This is a genomic window from Paraburkholderia sp. SIMBA_054, from assembly GCF_046534875.1.
Classification (GTDB): Bacteria; Pseudomonadota; Gammaproteobacteria; order Burkholderiales; family Burkholderiaceae; genus Paraburkholderia; species Paraburkholderia hospita.
Map to the genome: position 1 here is coordinate 12,521 of NZ_JAWRXV010000055.1, position 16,301 is coordinate 28,821.

Here is a 16,301-nt window from a genome sequence, read left to right on the forward strand (position 1 = left end):
GGCGTTTCGATGCTGCGTGACGGCCTTGCCGCCTGCGTTCATGCGCGCCTGACATCAGCTCGACGCCGTGATCGGCTCGACGCGGCGCGGCGCATAGCTTTCCCAGCCGCTGCAGCCAGGACACTGCCAATAGAACAGCCGCGCCCGGAAGCCACAGTTCTGGCACGTGTACCGTGGCAGATTCTTGGTGCGCTGACGGATCAGCGTGCGCATCAGCTCCAGTTCGCTGCGGCGCGGCTCTTCGGCCACCGCCTGCTGCGCTTCGAGCAGGCGCGTCATGCCAGCGAGATTCGGTGACTTCTGCATCTGCGTGCGCGCGAGCGCGTGCGCCGCTTCGGGACCGCGCAGCGCCGACACGTGCTGATACGCGACGTCGAGCAGATCGTTCGACGGATAACGGTCCACCCACGACGTCAGCAGGTCGGCGCCGTCTTCCTGACGGCCAAGCGCTTCGTAGGCCTTCATCAGCTTTTCAGCGACGAGCGGCAGATACGCCGCATTCTGTTGCTCCACGTGCAGCCACTGCGCGATCGCCTTTTCGTGCTCGCCAGCCGCCGCGTCGACGTCGCCGAACAGGATCGTCGCGCGCACGTTCTGCGGATACGCCTTCAATGCGAGATCCAGCTGACAGCGGGCTTCGTCCGGCTTTTTCTGCTGCAGCGCTTCCTGCGCGAGTTCGCAATGGAAGTGGCCGATTTCCTTATCGAGCGACGCAGCGCCCATCGTTTCGAGCCGGCGCGCGGTGTCGATCGACTTGTTCCAGTCCTTCTCGATCTGATAGATCGTGAGCAGCGAGCGCTGCGCGCCAAGTGCGTAATCGCCCGATTGCAGCGCCTTGAACGTCTCTTCCGCGCGGTCCAGCAGGCCCGCCTTCAGGAAGTCCTGCCCGAGTTCGTACAGCGCGTGATCGCGCTCGTTGACGGGCAAGTCCGCGCGGCTCAGCAGGTTCTGATGCACGCGGATCGCGCGATCCGTTTCACCGCGGCGGCGGAACAGGTTGCCGAGCGCGAAGTGCAGTTCAATCGTTTCCGGATCGAGCTTGACGACTTCGATGAAGGCGTCGATGGCCTGGTCCGGCTGCTCGTTCAACAGAAAGTTTAGTCCGCGAAAATACGAACGCGGCAGGTTAGAGCTTTCGGACAACAGCGCCTTGAGGTCATAACGCGCGGCCACCCAGCCGAACGCGAACGCGACGGGTATGACGAGCAGCCACCAGAGGTCTAGATCCATGCGAATGTGCGGAGTGCGAAAGAGGCCGCGCGAGTGGCGCGCGGCGTGAAAGGGCTAGATGAGCGGCGGCATAGGCGGCTCTTCGACGACAGCGGGCGTTTCGCGCGCTACGCGCAGTTCGCGCTTGAGCCGGCCGTTTTCCATCCGCAGCCGGAACATCGCCGGCAGCGACGACACCAGACCGGCCAGCAGGCCCACGACGAAGAACGCGAGGCCGATCAGAATCAACGGCGCCTGCCACGAATACCCGGCGAGGAAATTCAGCGTAGCGCTTTGCGTATTGGACAGTGCAAGCACCAGCAGCAGCACGAACACCAGCACGCGAATCAGCCAGACGATAAATTTCATGTATTGATCTCTTGACGGCGGTTGCGGGATGACGCCGGCTTGATGACGCGTCGCGCCACGGTGTTTGCCCGCGCCGAAGTGACCCGTATTGTAAATGAAGCCTATGTCGACTGGCACAGCCGTGCGGATCACGATGCCTTACTGTCGTTTATCGGCTTGAAAAATGGTGCGCAATCGACGGGTTGCTGCCTTGAGCGTTGATAGAACGCACAAGGCTCCCCGCGCGGACGGGAGACCGGTCAACCATGTCCTCGTACGCTCGATGACGACGAGCAGCGTCCTGGCAACGGACGAAAAAAAAGCGCCCTAAGGCGCTTTTTCTGGTCAATGCCGTCTGACTGACGTAGCCACGGCGAGCTTCAACCTGAACTGCGAATACAACACAGAGCCGGCTTAAAGATCGTCGTCCGCGGATTCGGCTTTCAACGGCTCGCCCGCACGACGATCGACGCGCTCGCGCAACTCCTTGCCAGGCTTGAAATGCGGCACGTACTTCTCAGGCACCAACACTTTCTCGCCCGACTTCGGGTTGCGCCCGACGCGGGATGGACGGCGATTCAGGCCAAAGCTGCCGAAGCCGCGAATTTCGATGCGATGGCCGTTCGCCAGAGCGTCCGACATCGCATCGAGCATCGTCTTCACCGCGAAATCCGCATCCTTGAGGACAAGTTGCGGAAATCGCGTAGCCAGCTGGGCGACCAATTCTGATTTGGTCATACTGCAGCAGACCCCTTAAGGCTTACTGGTTCTGGCCGTCGAGCTTGGCCTTCAGCAGCGCGCCCAGGTTCGTCGTGCCGCTGGCTGCCGAGCTGGTGTCAGATGCCAGACCACGAATCGCTTCCTGTTGCTCAGCCGAATCCTTCGCCTTGATCGACAGGTTGATGCCACGCGACTTGCGGTCGATGTTGATGATCATCGCATTGACCTTGTCGCCTTCCTTCAGCACGTTGCGAGCGTCTTCCACACGGTCTTGTGCGATTTCCGAAGCGCGCAGGTAGCCTTCGACGTCAGCCGTCAGCTGAACCACTGCACCCTTCGCGTCAACCGTCTTGACCACGCCGTCAACGATCGAACCCTTGTCGTTCATTGCAACGAAGTTGCTGAACGGGTCGCCTTCGAGCTGCTTGATACCCAGCGAGATGCGTTCCTTCTCGACGTCGATGCCGAGAACGATCGCTTCCACTTCGTCGCCCTTCTTGTACTTGCGAACAGCTTCTTCGCCCGTTTCGCTCCACGACAGGTCCGACAGGTGAACCAGACCGTCGATGCCGCCAGGCAGACCGATGAAGACGCCGAAGTCGGTGATCGACTTGATTGCGCCTTGCAGCTTGTCGCCCTTCTTGAAGTTGCGGCTGAAGTCGTCCCACGGGTTCGGCTTGCATTGCTTCATGCCGAGGCTGATACGGCGGCGGTCTTCGTCGATTTCGAGAACCATGACTTCGACTTCGTCGCCCAGCTGAACAACCTTCGACGGTGCAACGTTCTTGTTCGTCCAGTCCATTTCCGACACGTGAACCAGGCCTTCGATGCCCGATTCGACTTCGACGAATGCGCCGTAGTCGGTGATGTTGGTGACCTTACCGAACAGGCGCGTGCCCGACGGGTAACGGCGCGAGATGCCTTCCCACGGATCGTCGCCGAGTTGCTTGATACCGAGCGAAACGCGGTTCTTCTCTTGATCGAACTTGAGGATCTTTGCCGTGACTTCCTGGCCAACCGACAGAACTTCGCTCGGGTGACGCACGCGACGCCATGCGATGTCGGTGATGTGCAGCAGGCCGTCGATACCGCCGAGGTCCACGAACGCGCCGTAGTCGGTGATGTTCTTGACCACGCCTTCGACGATCGCGCCTTCCTTCAGCGTTTCGAGCAGCTTTGCGCGCTCTTCGCCTTGCGTCGCTTCGATCACAGCGCGGCGCGACAGCACCACGTTGTTACGCTTACGGTCCAGCTTGATGACGCGGAATTCCAGCGTCTTGCCTTCGTACGGCGTCGTATCCTTCACGGGGCGCGTGTCGACCAGCGAGCCCGGCAGGAATGCGCGAATGCCGTTGACCATGACGGTCATGCCGCCCTTGACCTTGCCCGTGATAGTGCCCGTCACGAGTTCGTTGTTGTCGAGGGCCTTTTCCAGCGACAGCCACGAAGCCAGACGCTTCGCCTTGTCGCGCGACAGGATGGTGTCGCCGTAGCCGTTTTCCAGCGCGTCGATCGCGACGGAAACGAAGTCGCCCGCCTGCACTTCTACCTCGCCCGCGTCATTCAGGAACTCTTCGAGCGGGATGTAGGCTTCGGACTTGAGACCAGCGTTGACGACCACGAAGTTGTGGTCGACACGCACGACTTCGGCGGAGATCACTTCGCCAGCGCGCATGTCTTGCTTGGTCAGCGACTCTTCGAACAGAGCCGCAAAAGATTCGGTATTCGGGGTAGAGGTTTGCAGGTCGGACATAAAAATCTGAATTTGCATGGTTTTCGCAGCGTCAGGTGAACCATCACGGTTCATCACTACGGCAAAGGAGCGAAAGCCATACGGGGTTAAGGGTTAAACAATCGCTTCGTGTTGCTCACGAGGCACCTACACAACAACAAAAAACACTTCGATGCGAGATTCCGCGTTCAGCTTTGCGGAACCAGCGCCTTGTACCACTGCGTCACCTGCTCGACCGCCTGGTCGATCGATAATGCCGAAGTATCGAGGAGCTGTGCATCCGCTGCGGGCTTGAGCGGCGCGGCTGAACGCTTGCTGTCGCGCTCGTCGCGTTCACGCAAATCCCGGAGCAAGTCATCCATATTAGCAGAAAATCCTTTTTGGATCAATTGCTTATGCCGGCGGGCCGCGCGAGCCTCAACGCTGGCCGTCAAAAACACCTTCAGGACGGCGTCCGGGAAGATCACCGTGCCCATGTCGCGACCGTCCGCGACGAGCCCCGGCTGCTTGCGAAAGGCCCGCTGACGGGCCACCAGAGCGGCTCTAACGGGCGCATGAACGGCGATTGCCGACGCCCGGTTGCCGACTTTCTCGGCGCGGATGTCAGTCGATACGTCGACGCCGTCCAGCTGCGCAATGCCCTCGCGGAAGGTGATATGGAGCTCGCCGATCAGGCTTGCAAGAGCGTCGGAGTCGTCGGCGGCGATGTTGTAGCGCACGCTGGCGAGCGCGGCGAGCCGGTACAGCGCACCGCTATCCAGCAGGTGAAAGCCGAGTTCGGCGGCCACCACGGCGGCCACGGTGCCTTTGCCGGATGCGGTCGGGCCGTCGATCGTGATGACGGGCGTCTGGTGAAAGGGACGGGTCGGTTTCATCGAGAAAGTCGCCCGTCGGAACAGGCAGCGAATGTTGTCAAGACGGGTCAGGGTTGGGCGAGCGCAAGGAAGCGCTCGAAATAATCGGGGAACGTCTTGCCGACGCATTTCGGGTCGTTGATCCGCACGGGCACGCCGCCGAGGCTCACCAGCGAGAAGCACATCGCCATACGGTGATCGTCGTAAGTGTCGATGGCGGCGTTCGGCGTCAGCTTTTCAGGCGGTGTAACGACGAGGAAATCCTCGCCCTCCTGCACCTTCGCTCCCACTTTGCGTAGCTCGGTCGCCATCGCGGCGATGCGGTCGGTTTCCTTCACCCGCCAGCTCGCGATGTTGCGCAGCGTCGACGTGCCGTCGGCGAACAGCGCGGCGACGGCGATCGTCATTGCCGCGTCGGGAATCAGGTTGAAGTCCATATCGATGGGGTCGAGCTTGCCGTGGTCGTTGCCGACGCCGCGCACTTCGATCCAGTCATCGCCCATCGTGACGTTCGCGCCCATCTTCATCAGCGCCGTCGCGAAACCGACGTCGCCCTGGATGCTCGCGCGCCCCACGCCTTCGACGCGCAGCGGTCCGCCGCCCAGCGCGCCCGCCGCGAGGAAATACGAGGCCGACGACGCGTCGCCTTCGACCATGATCTTGCCCGGCGACTGGTAACGCACGCCGTTCGGAATCGTGAAGCGCTCCCAGCCGAGCCGCTCGACCTTGATACCGAAGCGCGCCATCAGCGCGATCGTGATCTCGATATACGGCTTCGAAATGAGCTCGCCCGCTACTTCGACGATCGTCTCGCCGCTTTCCGTTTTCACGAGCGGCAGGGTCATCAGGAGCGCCGTCAGGAACTGGCTCGACACATCGCCGCGCACACGGATGGGCGCATCGACGGAAATCTGCGCCGGACGGATGCGCAGCGGCGGAAAGCCTTCGTTCTCTTCGTAATCGATCTTCGCGCCGATCTGCCGCAGCCCGTCGACCAGATCGCCGATCGGCCGCTCGTGCATGCGCGGCACGCCGTGAATCCGGTAGTCGCCGCCGTTCACGGCAAGCGCTGCCGTCAGCGGCCGCACCGCCGTGCCCGCGTTGCCGAGGAACAGATCCGCGCGCGCCGCGGGGAGCGCGCCACGCGTGCCCGTCACGACGCAGGTGTCGCCGTCGCGCTTGACCTTCACGCCGAGCTTTTCGAGCGCGTCGAGCATCACGCGGGTGTCGTCGGAATCGAGCAGATTGGTAATCGTCGTCTCGCCCTCGGACAAGGCCGCGAGCAGCAGCACACGGTTCGAGATGCTCTTCGAGCCGGGCAGACGGACGGTGCCGGACGCGCGGGAAAAGGGTCCGAGATCGAGATGTTCCATGTGAATTCCAGTGTCCAGTTATTTCGACGCGTCGTCGGTTGCGGAGCGTTCGGGCGACGCTTTTTGCGTAGGCGTGGCACGTTCCTGCCATTCGCTGCGCGCCGCGCGCGAGCGGGCGAACACGGCTTCGAGCGTCGCGCCATCGCCGGCTTCGATTGCGGCACGCAGGCGCGCCAGCACCGCCGTATAGCCGTCGATCTCAGCGAGCAGCGCCGCGCGGTTCGCGACGCAGACGTCGCGCCACATTTCCGGGCTCGACGCGGCAATGCGCGTGAAGTCGCGGAACCCGCCCGCTGCGAAGGAGAACTTGAGCGCGGCATCGGATGAATTGAGAATTTGCTCAACCAGCGCGAACGACAACACGTGCGGCAAATGGCTGACCGACGCGAACACGCGGTCATGCTGATCCGGCGACATCGCGTGCACGCTGGCGCCCGTGGCGCGCCACATCGCGGCAATACGGTCGACGCAAGCCCGCGTGTTCTCCGGCAACGCGCACAGCACGACGTTGCGGTTCACGTACAGGTCGGGCAACGCGGCGTCGACGCCGCTCGATTCGCGGCCCGCAATCGGATGACCGGGCACGAACTGGCCGATGCGCTCGCCCAGCGCCGCGCGCGCAGCCGCGACGACGTCCGACTTCGTGCTGCCGGCGTCGGTGACGATCGTCGACGGGTCAAGAAACGGCGCAATGCGTTCCAGCAGAGGCTGCGTCTGCGCGACGGGCGCGGCGAGCAGCACGACGTCGGCGCCTTTCAGCGCGGTCCGCAGCGCGTCGTCGTCGGCGAGCGAGGCGCTCGCGTCGATCACGCCCAGTTCGAGCGCGCGCTCCGTCGATGCAGCCGACCGTCCCACGCCAATCACCCGCCGCTCGCCGCCCACGTCGCCGCGTTCGCGCAGCGCGCGCGCAAGCGATCCGCCGATCAGCCCGACGCCGAAAATCACCAGTTTGTCGAAAGAGAACGCTGCCACGTCAGTCACAGAAAAAACGCGCCTCGCTGCTTTCGAGGCGCGTGGATTACATTGATACGCTCAGGCCGTCGCCAGCGTCTTTTCGAGCGCCGCAATGAACGCCTCGTTTTCTTCCGGCAGGCCGATCGTCACGCGCAGCCATTGCGGCAGGCCATAGCTGCCCACCGGCCGCACGATCACGCCCTGCTTCAGCAATTCGAGATTCACGCGATTACCCGCGCCGTCGTCGTTACCGACGCGCACCAGCACGAAGTTGCCGTGCGACGGCACGTATTCGAGACCGAGCTTGTCGAACGCTTGCGTCAGACGGAGATAGCCCTGCGCATTCAGCTCGGCGCTCTTTTGCAGGAACGGCTTGTCGTTCAGCGCGGCGATCGCGGCCGCTTGCGCGAGCGTGTTCACATTGAACGGCTGACGCAGACGGTTCATCAGATCGGTCAGTTCCGGCTGCGCGATGGCAAAGCCGACACGCAGACCCGCGAGGCCGAACGCCTTCGAGAACGTGCGCGACACCAGCAGGTTCGGATAGCGGCGCACCCACGCGATCGAGTCATAGCGCTTGTCCGCGCCCAGATATTCCGTGTACGCCTCGTCGAGCACCACGGCAACGTGGCGCGGCACCTTCGACAGGAACGCCTCGATCGTCGCGCCGTCGATGAACGTGCCCGTCGGATTGTTCGGGTTCGCGACGAAAACGAGGCGCGTGTCGTCGCTGATCGCGGCGAGCATCGCGTCGAGATCGTGGCCGTACTCCACGGCGGGCACGACGATCGCGCGTGCGCCGAGGCCTTGCGTCGCCAGCGCATACACGGCAAACGAATACTGCGCGTAGACGACCGACTGGTTCTTCTCGACAAACGCATGCGCGGCCAGTTCGAGAATGTCGTTGCTGCCGTTGCCGAGCGTGATCCAGTCGGCGGGCACGTCGTATTGCGCCGAAAGCGCGGCCTTCAGTTCGAAGGCGTTCGCGTCCGGATAGCGGCCGAGTTCGCTCGCCGCCTGCGCCATCGCCGTTTTCGCGGACTCCGGCATGCCGAGCGGATTCTCGTTCGACGCGAGCTTCACGATACGCGCTTCGTCCAGCCCAAATTCGCGCGCGACTTCCGAAATCGGCTTGCCAGCCACATAAGGCGCGATCGCGCGAACGTAGGACGGACCGAAAGACGTTGTCATGTGTATCTCCGGATAATTCCTGGACTTGCTTATTGGTTGCGAAATAGTTGCGAAACGATGTCGGACGTATCAGCGGGCGCGCGGATACGAGCCGAGAATCTTCAGGAAGTCTGCTTTCTGGCCTAGATCGGCGAGCGCGGCTGTAACGGACGCGTCGTCGCGATGGCCTTCGACGTCGATGTAGAAGTAATACTCCCACGTGCCGACGCGGGCCGGACGCGACTCGAAACGCGTCATCGACACGCCGTGGCGGGCGAGCGGTTCGAGCAGCTTGAACATCGCGCCCGGCTCGTTCGCGACGGACACGATCAGCGACGTCTTGTCGTAGCCGCTCGCGCCCGTCGGCTGCTTGCCGATCATCACGAAGCGGGTGCGGTTGTGCGGGTCGTCCTGGATCAGCGCGTAAGCGACTTGAAGACCGTATTGCGTTGCCGCGCGGTCGCCCGCGATGGCCGCGATGGTCGGATCTTCCGCCGCCATGCGTGCGGCTTCGGCGTTACTCGACACAGCCTGGCGCTCGACATGCGGCGCGTGCGTGGCCAGCCAGCGCTGGCACTGCGCAAGCGCCTGCGCATGCGCGCACACGCGCGTCACACCGGCCAGCCCGCCGTTGAGCGTGAGCAGATTGTGATGGATCGGCAGCGCGAGTTCGCCGCCGATCAGCAGTTGCGTTTGCAGCAGCAGATCGAGCGTGCGCGACACCGCGCCTTCCGTCGAGTTTTCGATGGGCACGACGCCGAATTCCGCGCCGCCCGCTTCGACCGAGCGAAACACTTCGTCGATCGACGAACAAGGCAGCCCTTCGATCGACTGACCAAAGTACTCGTGCATCGCCTGTTCGCTATACGTGCCGGCCGGCCCGAGGTACGCGGCCGTGATGTTCTTCTCCAGCGCGCGGCTCGCGGCCATGATTTCGCGCCAGATCGCGCTGATATGCTCGCCGGCGAGCGGGCCTGCGCTCATATCCTGCAGACGCGCGATTACCTGCTGCTCGCGCTCCGGACGAAACACAGGCGCGTTGAAGTGCTTCTTGACCTCGCCGACTTCGAGTGCGACCGCCGCGCGCTGATTCAGCAGCGCGATGAGCTGCGCGTCGATCGCGTCGATGCGTTCGCGCAGCGGTTTGAGTTGAGAATTGAGTTCGTCGTCCATGCTTCTAAAGGACCGCTTCGAGTCCTGTATAGGGCCAGTTCGGAGAGGATGCGCGCGCTGCGACCGGAAAGATCACGCGCTGCGCTGTTCGAATTCCCTCATGTACTCGACAAGCGCTTTGACGCCTTCGAGCGGCACCGCGTTGTAAATCGACGCCCGCATGCCGCCGACGGACTTGTGGCCCTTCAGCTGCACCAGTCCGCGCGCTTTCGCGCCGGCCAGGAAATCTTCATTGCGCGACTCGTCGGCGAGGAAGAACGGTACGTTCATCCGCGACCGCGCGTTGCGCTCCACCTTGTTCAGATAGAAGCTCGATGAATCGATGGTGTCGTACAGCAGCTTCGCCTTCTCGACGTTGCGTGCCTCGATCGCCGTCAACCCGCCCTGCTTCTTCAACCACTTGAACACCAGCCCAGCGATGTAGATCGCGTACGTGGGCGGCGTGTTGTACATCGAATTGTTCAGCGCGACCGTCTTCCATTCGAATGCCGACGGACACATGGCCATCGAACGATCGAGGAGATCTTCGCGCACGATCACGACAGTCACGCCCGCCATGCCGATGTTCTTCTGCGCGCCGCCAAACAACACGCCATATTTGGCGATGTCCATCGGGCGCGACAGGATGTGCGACGACGCGTCGGCGACGAGCGGAATGTCGCCGAGATCGGGAATCTCGAAGGTCTCGACCCCGTGGATTGTTTCGTTCGTGCACAGGTGCACGTAGGCGGGATCGTCGGACAGGTTCCACTCGGCGCGCGCCGGAGCGCGCGTGAAACCGTCGGCCGTTTCACCGCTTGCGGCAATGTGCGCCGCGCCGTATTTCTGCGCTTCCTTGAACGACTTCTGCGACCAGGAGCCCGTCACGACGAAGTCTGCGCGCGCCTTGCGGCCCATCAGGTTCATCGGCACGATTGCGTTTTCGCCGAGCCCGCCGCCTTGCAGAAAGAGAATCTGATGACTGGCCGGCACCTGCAGCAAATCGCGCAGATCGGTCAGCGCCTCTTCATGGATCGCCATGAACTCTTTGCCGCGATGGCTCATTTCCATCACGCTCATGCCGCTGCCGCGCCAATCGAGCATTTCGTCGGCTGCCTGCTGCAGCACTTCTTCGGGCATGGCCGCAGGACCGGCGGAGAAATTGAAGACGCGCATCGTGAGAACCCTGGGAAGCAGGCACGCGGCATGAGAAAGAGCCGAAAACCGCGCCTGAAAGAAAATGGCCGTCTGCGCGCAAGCGCAAACGGCCATTATCGCATTGACGCTCGAAACCCGCCAAACCCCGGCGTTTCAAGGGAATTAACGCATTCCCTCTCACGCCACCCGTGACAGGCGCTCCGAGCGCCGTTCAGCCTCGTTCGACCTGCTGCTTACTTCGCCGGCTTGACGGAAGCGACTTCCTTGTCAGCCTGGTCGCGCGTTGCCTTGATCGATTGCGGCATGTACTTCTGCATCAGACCGTTCACGACGTCGCGGCCAACCTGGTCTTGCACCTGGATGAACTTGCGGCCCGTCGGGCTCTTGTAGAACGCGGTCAGATCGTTGATTTCCTGCGTGCTGTAGTACTTCGCGTAGGCGTCGTACTGAGCTTGCATGGCATCCTGCTTGAACGAATCCGTAGCGAAGACCTGGCCTGCCGAGTCAACCAGCTTCGGCACAGCATTCTTCTGCAGCGACGGGACGGAAGCCTGCTTTTGCTTGTCCGTCATCGTCTTGTTTTCCGACAGCGCGTCCGACAGGATGGCCGGGACGAGTTGCTTTGCCTGCATCTGCGCGCTGTTGCCGATTGCGCCGACCAGCTTCTGTGCGTCGATCGCGTCCAGCAGATTCTTGATGGCAGCCTGCTTCGCCGGGTCGACGGGGGCAGCGGCAGCCGGAGCAGCCGGAGCCGGCTGCTGGGTTTGCAGCGCTTGCGCCATCGCGAGGGTCGGGACGAAAGCGGCCAGAACCATCAACTGCTTGAAACGTTTTTGCATCACTACTCCCTAAGAGAAATTAACCTAACTGCTTCGCCACGCAGGCGGCGCATCGGCCCGATGCGCTCAACATGCCTGCGCTGCTTTACGCATTACTTGAGAAGCTTCGCTGCGAATCACGACGCTTCGCTTTCGTCACCGCCCGCTTCGTCCGCAGGCGCGTCGGCGTCGCCGTCCACGTCTGCTTCCGCTTCAGCAACCTGCTGCAGACCGGAAAGCTTGGTGCCTTCATCAAGGCTGATGAGTGTAACACCTTGCGTAGCGCGGCCCATTTCTCGAATTTCCGACACACGCGTGCGGATCAGCACGCCCGTATTGGTGATCAGCATGATCTGCGCTTCCGCGTCGACCAGCGTCGCGGCGACCACCTTGCCGTTACGCTCGGACGTCTGGATCGCGATCATGCCCTTTGTGCCGCGGCCGTGGCGCGTGTACTCCGTGATCGGGGTGCGCTTGCCGTAGCCGTTTTCCGTTGCCGTCAGCACCGACTCCTGTTCGTCGCCTGCGACGAGCAGCGCAATCACCTGCTGACCGTCTTCGAGCTGCATGCCGCGCACGCCGCGCGCTTCACGGCCCATCGGACGAACGTCGTTCTCGTCGAAGCGGACTGCCTTGCCCGAATCCGAGAACAGCATCACGTCGTGCTCGCCGTCGGTGATCGCCGCGCCGATCAAGTAATCACCGTCATCCAGGCCGACCGCGATGATGCCTTTCTTCAGCGGACGGCTGAATGCCTCGAGCGGCGTCTTCTTGACCGTGCCGAGCGCCGTCGCCATGAAAATGAACTTGTCCGCCGAGAATTCCTTGACGGGCAGCACGACGGTGATCTTCTCGCCGTCCAACAGCGGGAACATGTTGACGATCGGACGGCCGCGCGAATTGCGCGAGCCCTGCGGCACTTCGTAAACCTTCAGCCAGTAAACGCGGCCGCGGTTCGAGAAGCACAGGATGTGGTCATGCGTGTTCGCGATGAAGAGCGTGTCGATCCAGTCGTCTTCCTTCATCTGCGTCGCCTGCTTGCCGCGACCTCCGCGCTTCTGGGCGCGATATTCCGACAACGGCTGCGATTTCACGTAACCGGAGTGCGACATCGTCACGACCATGTCCTGCGGCGTGATGAGATCTTCCGTGTTCAGCTCGGTCGCGTTCATCTCGATGCGCGAGCGGCGTTCGTCACCAAATTCGCTCTTGATCGAGACCAGTTCGTCGAAGATGATCGAAGTTATGCGCTCGGGGCGCGCGAGGATATCCAGCAAATCGGCGATCTGCGCCATGACGTCACGGTACTCGCTGAGGATCTTGTCCTGCTCGAGGCCCGTCAGGCGTTGCAGCCGCATCTGCAGAATTTCCTGCGCCTGCGTGTCCGACAGACGGTAGAGCCCGTCGACCTGCATGCCGTACGCCGGATTCAGACCTTCCGGACGGTACGCGCTGCGGCCCCCCGACGAAGCATTGTCCGTCTCGGCGCGCTGCAGCATTTCGCGCACGATCGACGAATCCCACGGGCGGTCCATCAACTCCTGCTTCGCGATGGGCGGCGTCGGCGCGGCCTTGATGATCGCGATGAAATCGTCGATGTTGGCAAGCGCGACAGCGAGGCCTTCGAGCACGTGACCGCGCTCGCGCGCTTTGCGCAGCTCGTATACAGTGCGCCGCGTCAACACTTCGCGACGGTGCGACAGGAAATGCGACAGCATTTCCTTCAGGTTCAGCAGCTTCGGCTGGCCGTCGACCAGCGCGACCATGTTCATGCCGAACGTGTCCTGGAGCTGCGTCGCCTTGTACAGATTGTTGAGAATGACCTCAGGCACTTCGCCGCGCTTCAGTTCGATCACAACGCGCATGCCGCTCTTGTCGGATTCGTCGCGAATGTCCGAGATGCCTTCCAGCTTTTTCTCATTCACCAGCTCGGCGATCCGCTCGAGCAGCGAACGCTTGTTCACCTGATACGGCAGTTCGTCGACGATGATCGCCATGCGCTGGCCGCGATCGATCTCTTCGAAGTGCGTGGTCGCGCGCATCACGACCCGCCCGCGCCCCGTGCGGTAACCGTCGCGCACGCCGGCGACGCCGTAGATGATGCCCGCCGTCGGGAAGTCCGGCGCCGGCACGATCTCGATCAGCTCGTCGATCGTTGCTTCCGGATTCTTCAGCAGGTGATGGCAGGCGTCGACGATTTCGGTCAGATTGTGCGGCGGAATGTTCGTCGCCATGCCGACAGCAATGCCCGACGAGCCGTTGATCAGCAGGTTCGGGATGCGCGCGGGCAGAATGGTCGGCTCGTTTTCGCTGCCGTCGTAGTTCGGCTGGAAGTCGACCGTTTCCTTGTCGATGTCGGCGAGCAGTTCGTGGCCGATCTTCGCCATGCGGATTTCGGTGTAACGCATCGCCGCGGCGTTGTCGCCGTCGACTGACCCGAAATTGCCTTGTCCGTCGACGAGCATGTAGCGCAGCGAAAAGTTCTGCGCCATGCGGACAATCGTGTCGTATACAGCCGAGTCGCCGTGCGGATGGTACTTACCGATCACATCGCCGACGATACGCGCCGATTTCTTGTACGCCCGGTTCCAGTCGTTGTTCAGTTCGTGCATGGCGTACAGCACGCGCCGGTGAACCGGCTTCAGACCATCGCGGACATCGGGAAGCGCGCGCCCTACAATCACGCTCATCGCGTACTCGATATACGAGCGGCGCATTTCCTCCTCTAGGGAGATTGGTAGAGTCTCTTTGGCGAATTGATCCATTGTCCGTATCGTTTACGCGCGAAGACGATGAGGGAAACGCGTTCTTCACCTCACCGCTTGGGCCTACCCCTATGCATCTGCGAGCGCAGCGCATCACGCGATTCTACCATGCGCCGCATCCGCTCCCGGCGACATGCGTATACCTATTAGTGGGACGCGCGAAAACGGCACCTGGAAGCGCCTCGCGAGCGTGGTGACCGGGCCCGGAAAATGCTCCCTGTCAAGCCGCCCGAAACGGCCTCCGGCGGGCTCTTGACGAACTTGCCACCTTCTGTTGCGCATGCACCACATTCGACCGGGCGTATGAATAGGGGGCGGATTTTTTTATCGTCGGAAGGGAACGATATGGCAAAATGCCAACGCACAAAGTTAGACACTGCTCGAAGTCTACGCACAGCGTCTTTTGTTCCGCACCGATGTTATACTTCGAGCAATGTATGACTGGTCTTTGTCAACAGGCTCGCAGTAAACCTGCGGTAATCTCAATTTCGAGAGGAGAAATATGAATAAACTTTCAAAGCTCGCGTTCATTGCAGCTACCGCAGTTATGGCTGCATCCGCTATGGCACAGTCGGTGCCGGCGTCGCGACAAGCCACCAACGACAACTGGGTGAACGGCACCGGCGAATACGTGTGGATGAACGGCACGAATGAGCTTTGCTGGCGCGACGCGTTCTGGACGCCGGCAACGGCTAACGCAAAGTGCGATGGCGCACTGGTCGCACAAGCACCGACGCCGCCGGCACCTCCGGCACCGGTTGCTCCGGCTATCACCAGCCAGAAGATCACTTATCAAGCTGACACGCTGTTCGACTTCGACAAGGCAATCCTGAAGCCGGCTGGCAAGGAAAAGCTGGACGATCTCGCATCGAAGATTCAAGGCCTGAACCTGGAAGTCGTCGTGGCCACTGGCTACACCGACCGCATCGGTTCGGACAAGTACAACGACCGTCTGTCGCTGCGTCGTGCACAAGCTGTCAAGGCATACCTGGTCAGCAAGGGCATCGAAGCCAACCGTATCTACACGGAAGGCAAGGGCAAGCGCAACCCGGTTACGACGGGCTGCAACCAGAAGAACCGCAAGCAACTCATCGCCTGCCTCGCACCGGATCGTCGCGTGGAAGTCGAAGTTGTCGGTACTTCGAAGCAGTAAGCTACAAAACACCGCAGTATCCAAAGCCCCGCTTCGGCGGGGCTTTTTTTATGCTCCGCCTGCGCGGCGTCAACCACCGCGCGAGACGAGACACGACAAGCGCGACCGGGCGCTTTTTGCCGCCCCATGCGCAGCCCTATATACTCAGGGTTTCTCCGATCCACCCGCCTTCCCGCCCTCGAGGCCGCATCCGTCATGACCAATGCCGATCCCCACGAACTGCAGAAATTCAGCGATCTCGCGCATCGCTGGTGGGACCCGAACGCCGAGTTCAAACCGTTGCACGAACTGAATCCGGTGCGGCTTAACTGGATCGACTCGCACGCGCATCTCGCGGGCAAGCGCGTGCTCGATATCGGCTGCGGCGGCGGGATTCTGTCGGAGTCGATGGCGACTTTGGGCGCCGATGTGAAGGGAATCGATCTTTCCAATCAGGCTTTGGGCGTCGCCGATCTTCACAGCCTTGAAAGTGGTGTAACGGTAAGTTACGAGGAGATCGCCGCGGAGGCGCTGGCAGCCCGCGAACCCACCTCGTTCGATGTCGTCACGTGCATGGAAATGCTCGAGCACGTGCCCGATCCGTCGAAGGTCGTGGAAGCGTGCAAGACGCTCGTCAAGCCGGGCGGCTGGGTGTTCTTTTCGACGCTCAATCGCAATGTGAAGTCGTACCTGCTTGCGGTGGTCGGCGCGGAGTACATCGCGCGCATGCTGCCGAAGGGCACGCACGACTACGCCCGCTTCATCCGTCCGTCGGAGCTTGCCGGCTTCGCGCGCGCGGCGGATCTGCACACCGTCGAAATCAAGGGCATCACCTACAACCCGCTCACGCGCCATTTCGGCGTGTCGAACGATACCGACGTCAACTACATGCTCGCGTGCCGTCGCGAAGCCTGAT

The 16,301-nt window shown here is 62.0% G+C and carries 15 protein-coding genes; 3 read left to right on the forward strand and 12 right to left on the reverse strand.

The window, feature by feature from the left end:
• Positions 1 to 54: 54 nt before the first annotated feature.
• Together lapB and SB822_RS42050 are read right to left on the reverse strand one after the other, a co-directional pair.
• Positions 55 to 1,230: a lipopolysaccharide assembly protein LapB gene (lapB, locus tag SB822_RS42045; protein ID WP_090838120.1), complete on the reverse strand. Its 1,176-nt coding sequence runs from the start codon at positions 1,228 to 1,230 to the stop codon at positions 55 to 57.
• Positions 1,231 to 1,284: 54 nt separating this feature from the next.
• Positions 1,285 to 1,578, reverse strand: coding sequence for a lipopolysaccharide assembly LapA domain-containing protein (locus tag SB822_RS42050; RefSeq protein ID WP_007576449.1), 294 nt, complete (start codon positions 1,576 to 1,578; stop codon positions 1,285 to 1,287).
• Positions 1,579 to 1,617: 39 nt separating this feature from the next.
• Between SB822_RS42050 and SB822_RS42055 the strand changes: the two genes are divergently transcribed.
• A complete protein-coding gene (locus tag SB822_RS42055) occupies positions 1,618 to 1,779 on the forward strand; it encodes a hypothetical protein (RefSeq protein WP_158660485.1) in 162 nt (53 codons plus the stop codon).
• Between the two features lie 192 nt (positions 1,780 to 1,971).
• On the opposite strand, the gene SB822_RS42060 is transcribed toward SB822_RS42055, so the two are convergent.
• The 10 genes from SB822_RS42060 to gyrA all read right to left on the reverse strand — a co-directional run bounded on the left by SB822_RS42060 (position 1,972) and on the right by gyrA (position 14,253).
• A complete protein-coding gene (locus SB822_RS42060; RefSeq protein ID WP_007576447.1) occupies positions 1,972 to 2,295 on the reverse strand; it encodes an integration host factor subunit beta in 324 nt (107 codons plus the stop codon).
• 22 nt (positions 2,296 to 2,317) lie between these two features.
• A complete protein-coding gene (rpsA, locus tag SB822_RS42065; RefSeq protein WP_007737502.1) occupies positions 2,318 to 4,048 on the reverse strand; it encodes a 30S ribosomal protein S1 in 1,731 nt (576 codons plus the stop codon).
• Between the two features lie 149 nt (positions 4,049 to 4,197).
• The gene (cmk, locus tag SB822_RS42070; RefSeq protein ID WP_079484580.1) at positions 4,198 to 4,884 is read right to left on the reverse strand and encodes a (d)CMP kinase; all 687 of its coding nucleotides are present in this window, start codon (positions 4,882 to 4,884) and stop codon (positions 4,198 to 4,200) included.
• A 47-nt stretch (positions 4,885 to 4,931) separates the two neighbouring features.
• Positions 4,932 to 6,236 (reverse strand): 3-phosphoshikimate 1-carboxyvinyltransferase, encoded by a 1,305-nt coding sequence (gene aroA, locus SB822_RS42075; RefSeq protein WP_007576440.1) that lies wholly within the window; start codon positions 6,234 to 6,236, stop codon positions 4,932 to 4,934.
• A gap of 18 nt (positions 6,237 to 6,254) precedes the next feature.
• On the reverse strand, positions 6,255 to 7,217 hold the full coding sequence (locus tag SB822_RS42080; RefSeq protein ID WP_103153666.1) for a prephenate dehydrogenase: 963 nt from the start codon (positions 7,215 to 7,217) through the stop codon (positions 6,255 to 6,257).
• A 51-nt stretch (positions 7,218 to 7,268) separates the two neighbouring features.
• Entirely contained in the window at positions 7,269 to 8,381 is a 1,113-nt protein-coding gene (hisC, locus tag SB822_RS42085; RefSeq protein ID WP_090838121.1) for a histidinol-phosphate transaminase, read from the reverse strand.
• A gap of 69 nt (positions 8,382 to 8,450) precedes the next feature.
• Positions 8,451 to 9,533 (reverse strand): prephenate dehydratase, encoded by a 1,083-nt coding sequence (gene pheA, locus SB822_RS42090; protein ID WP_007576436.1) that lies wholly within the window; start codon positions 9,531 to 9,533, stop codon positions 8,451 to 8,453.
• Between the two features lie 72 nt (positions 9,534 to 9,605).
• Entirely contained in the window at positions 9,606 to 10,688 is a 1,083-nt protein-coding gene (gene serC / locus SB822_RS42095; RefSeq protein WP_090838123.1) for a 3-phosphoserine/phosphohydroxythreonine transaminase, read from the reverse strand.
• 215 nt (positions 10,689 to 10,903) lie between these two features.
• A complete protein-coding gene (locus tag SB822_RS42100; protein WP_007576434.1) occupies positions 10,904 to 11,509 on the reverse strand; it encodes a DUF2059 domain-containing protein in 606 nt (201 codons plus the stop codon).
• 116 nt (positions 11,510 to 11,625) lie between these two features.
• Positions 11,626 to 14,253 carry a DNA gyrase subunit A gene (gene gyrA / locus SB822_RS42105; RefSeq protein ID WP_007576433.1) on the reverse strand — a complete coding sequence of 876 codons (2,628 nt, stop codon included), beginning with the start codon at positions 14,251 to 14,253 and terminating at the stop codon, positions 11,626 to 11,628.
• A 502-nt stretch (positions 14,254 to 14,755) separates the two neighbouring features.
• Between gyrA and ompA the strand changes: the two genes are divergently transcribed.
• Together ompA and ubiG are read left to right on the forward strand one after the other, a co-directional pair.
• A complete protein-coding gene (gene ompA / locus SB822_RS42110) occupies positions 14,756 to 15,406 on the forward strand; it encodes an outer membrane protein OmpA (RefSeq protein ID WP_007576432.1) in 651 nt (216 codons plus the stop codon).
• A gap of 195 nt (positions 15,407 to 15,601) precedes the next feature.
• Positions 15,602 to 16,300: a bifunctional 2-polyprenyl-6-hydroxyphenol methylase/3-demethylubiquinol 3-O-methyltransferase UbiG gene (gene ubiG, locus SB822_RS42115; protein ID WP_007576431.1), complete on the forward strand. Its 699-nt coding sequence runs from the start codon at positions 15,602 to 15,604 to the stop codon at positions 16,298 to 16,300.
• Position 16,301: the final 1 nt, after the last annotated feature.

Bases quoted from the DNA above. Each gene is read 5' to 3' on its own strand.
- lapB (WP_090838120.1), bottom strand. From the start codon at position 1,230: ATGGATCTAGACCTCTGGTGGCTGCTCGTCATACCCGTCGCGTTCGCG.
- SB822_RS42050 (WP_007576449.1), bottom strand. From the start codon at position 1,578: ATGAAATTTATCGTCTGGCTGATTCGCGTGCTGGTGTTCGTGCTGCTG.
- SB822_RS42060 (WP_007576447.1), bottom strand. From the start codon at position 2,295: ATGACCAAATCAGAATTGGTCGCCCAGCTGGCTACGCGATTTCCGCAA.
- rpsA (WP_007737502.1), bottom strand. From the start codon at position 4,048: ATGCAAATTCAGATTTTTATGTCCGACCTGCAAACCTCTACCCCGAAT.
- cmk (WP_079484580.1), bottom strand. From the start codon at position 4,884: ATGAAACCGACCCGTCCCTTTCACCAGACGCCCGTCATCACGATCGAC.
- aroA (WP_007576440.1), bottom strand. From the start codon at position 6,236: ATGGAACATCTCGATCTCGGACCCTTTTCCCGCGCGTCCGGCACCGTC.
- hisC (WP_090838121.1), bottom strand. From the start codon at position 8,381: ATGACAACGTCTTTCGGTCCGTCCTACGTTCGCGCGATCGCGCCTTAT.
- pheA (WP_007576436.1), bottom strand. From the start codon at position 9,533: ATGGACGACGAACTCAATTCTCAACTCAAACCGCTGCGCGAACGCATC.
- serC (WP_090838123.1), bottom strand. From the start codon at position 10,688: ATGCGCGTCTTCAATTTCTCCGCCGGTCCTGCGGCCATGCCCGAAGAA.
- SB822_RS42100 (WP_007576434.1), bottom strand. From the start codon at position 11,509: ATGCAAAAACGTTTCAAGCAGTTGATGGTTCTGGCCGCTTTCGTCCCG.
- gyrA (WP_007576433.1), bottom strand. From the start codon at position 14,253: ATGGATCAATTCGCCAAAGAGACTCTACCAATCTCCCTAGAGGAGGAA.
- ompA (WP_007576432.1), top strand. From the start codon at position 14,756: ATGAATAAACTTTCAAAGCTCGCGTTCATTGCAGCTACCGCAGTTATG.
- ubiG (WP_007576431.1), top strand. From the start codon at position 15,602: ATGACCAATGCCGATCCCCACGAACTGCAGAAATTCAGCGATCTCGCG.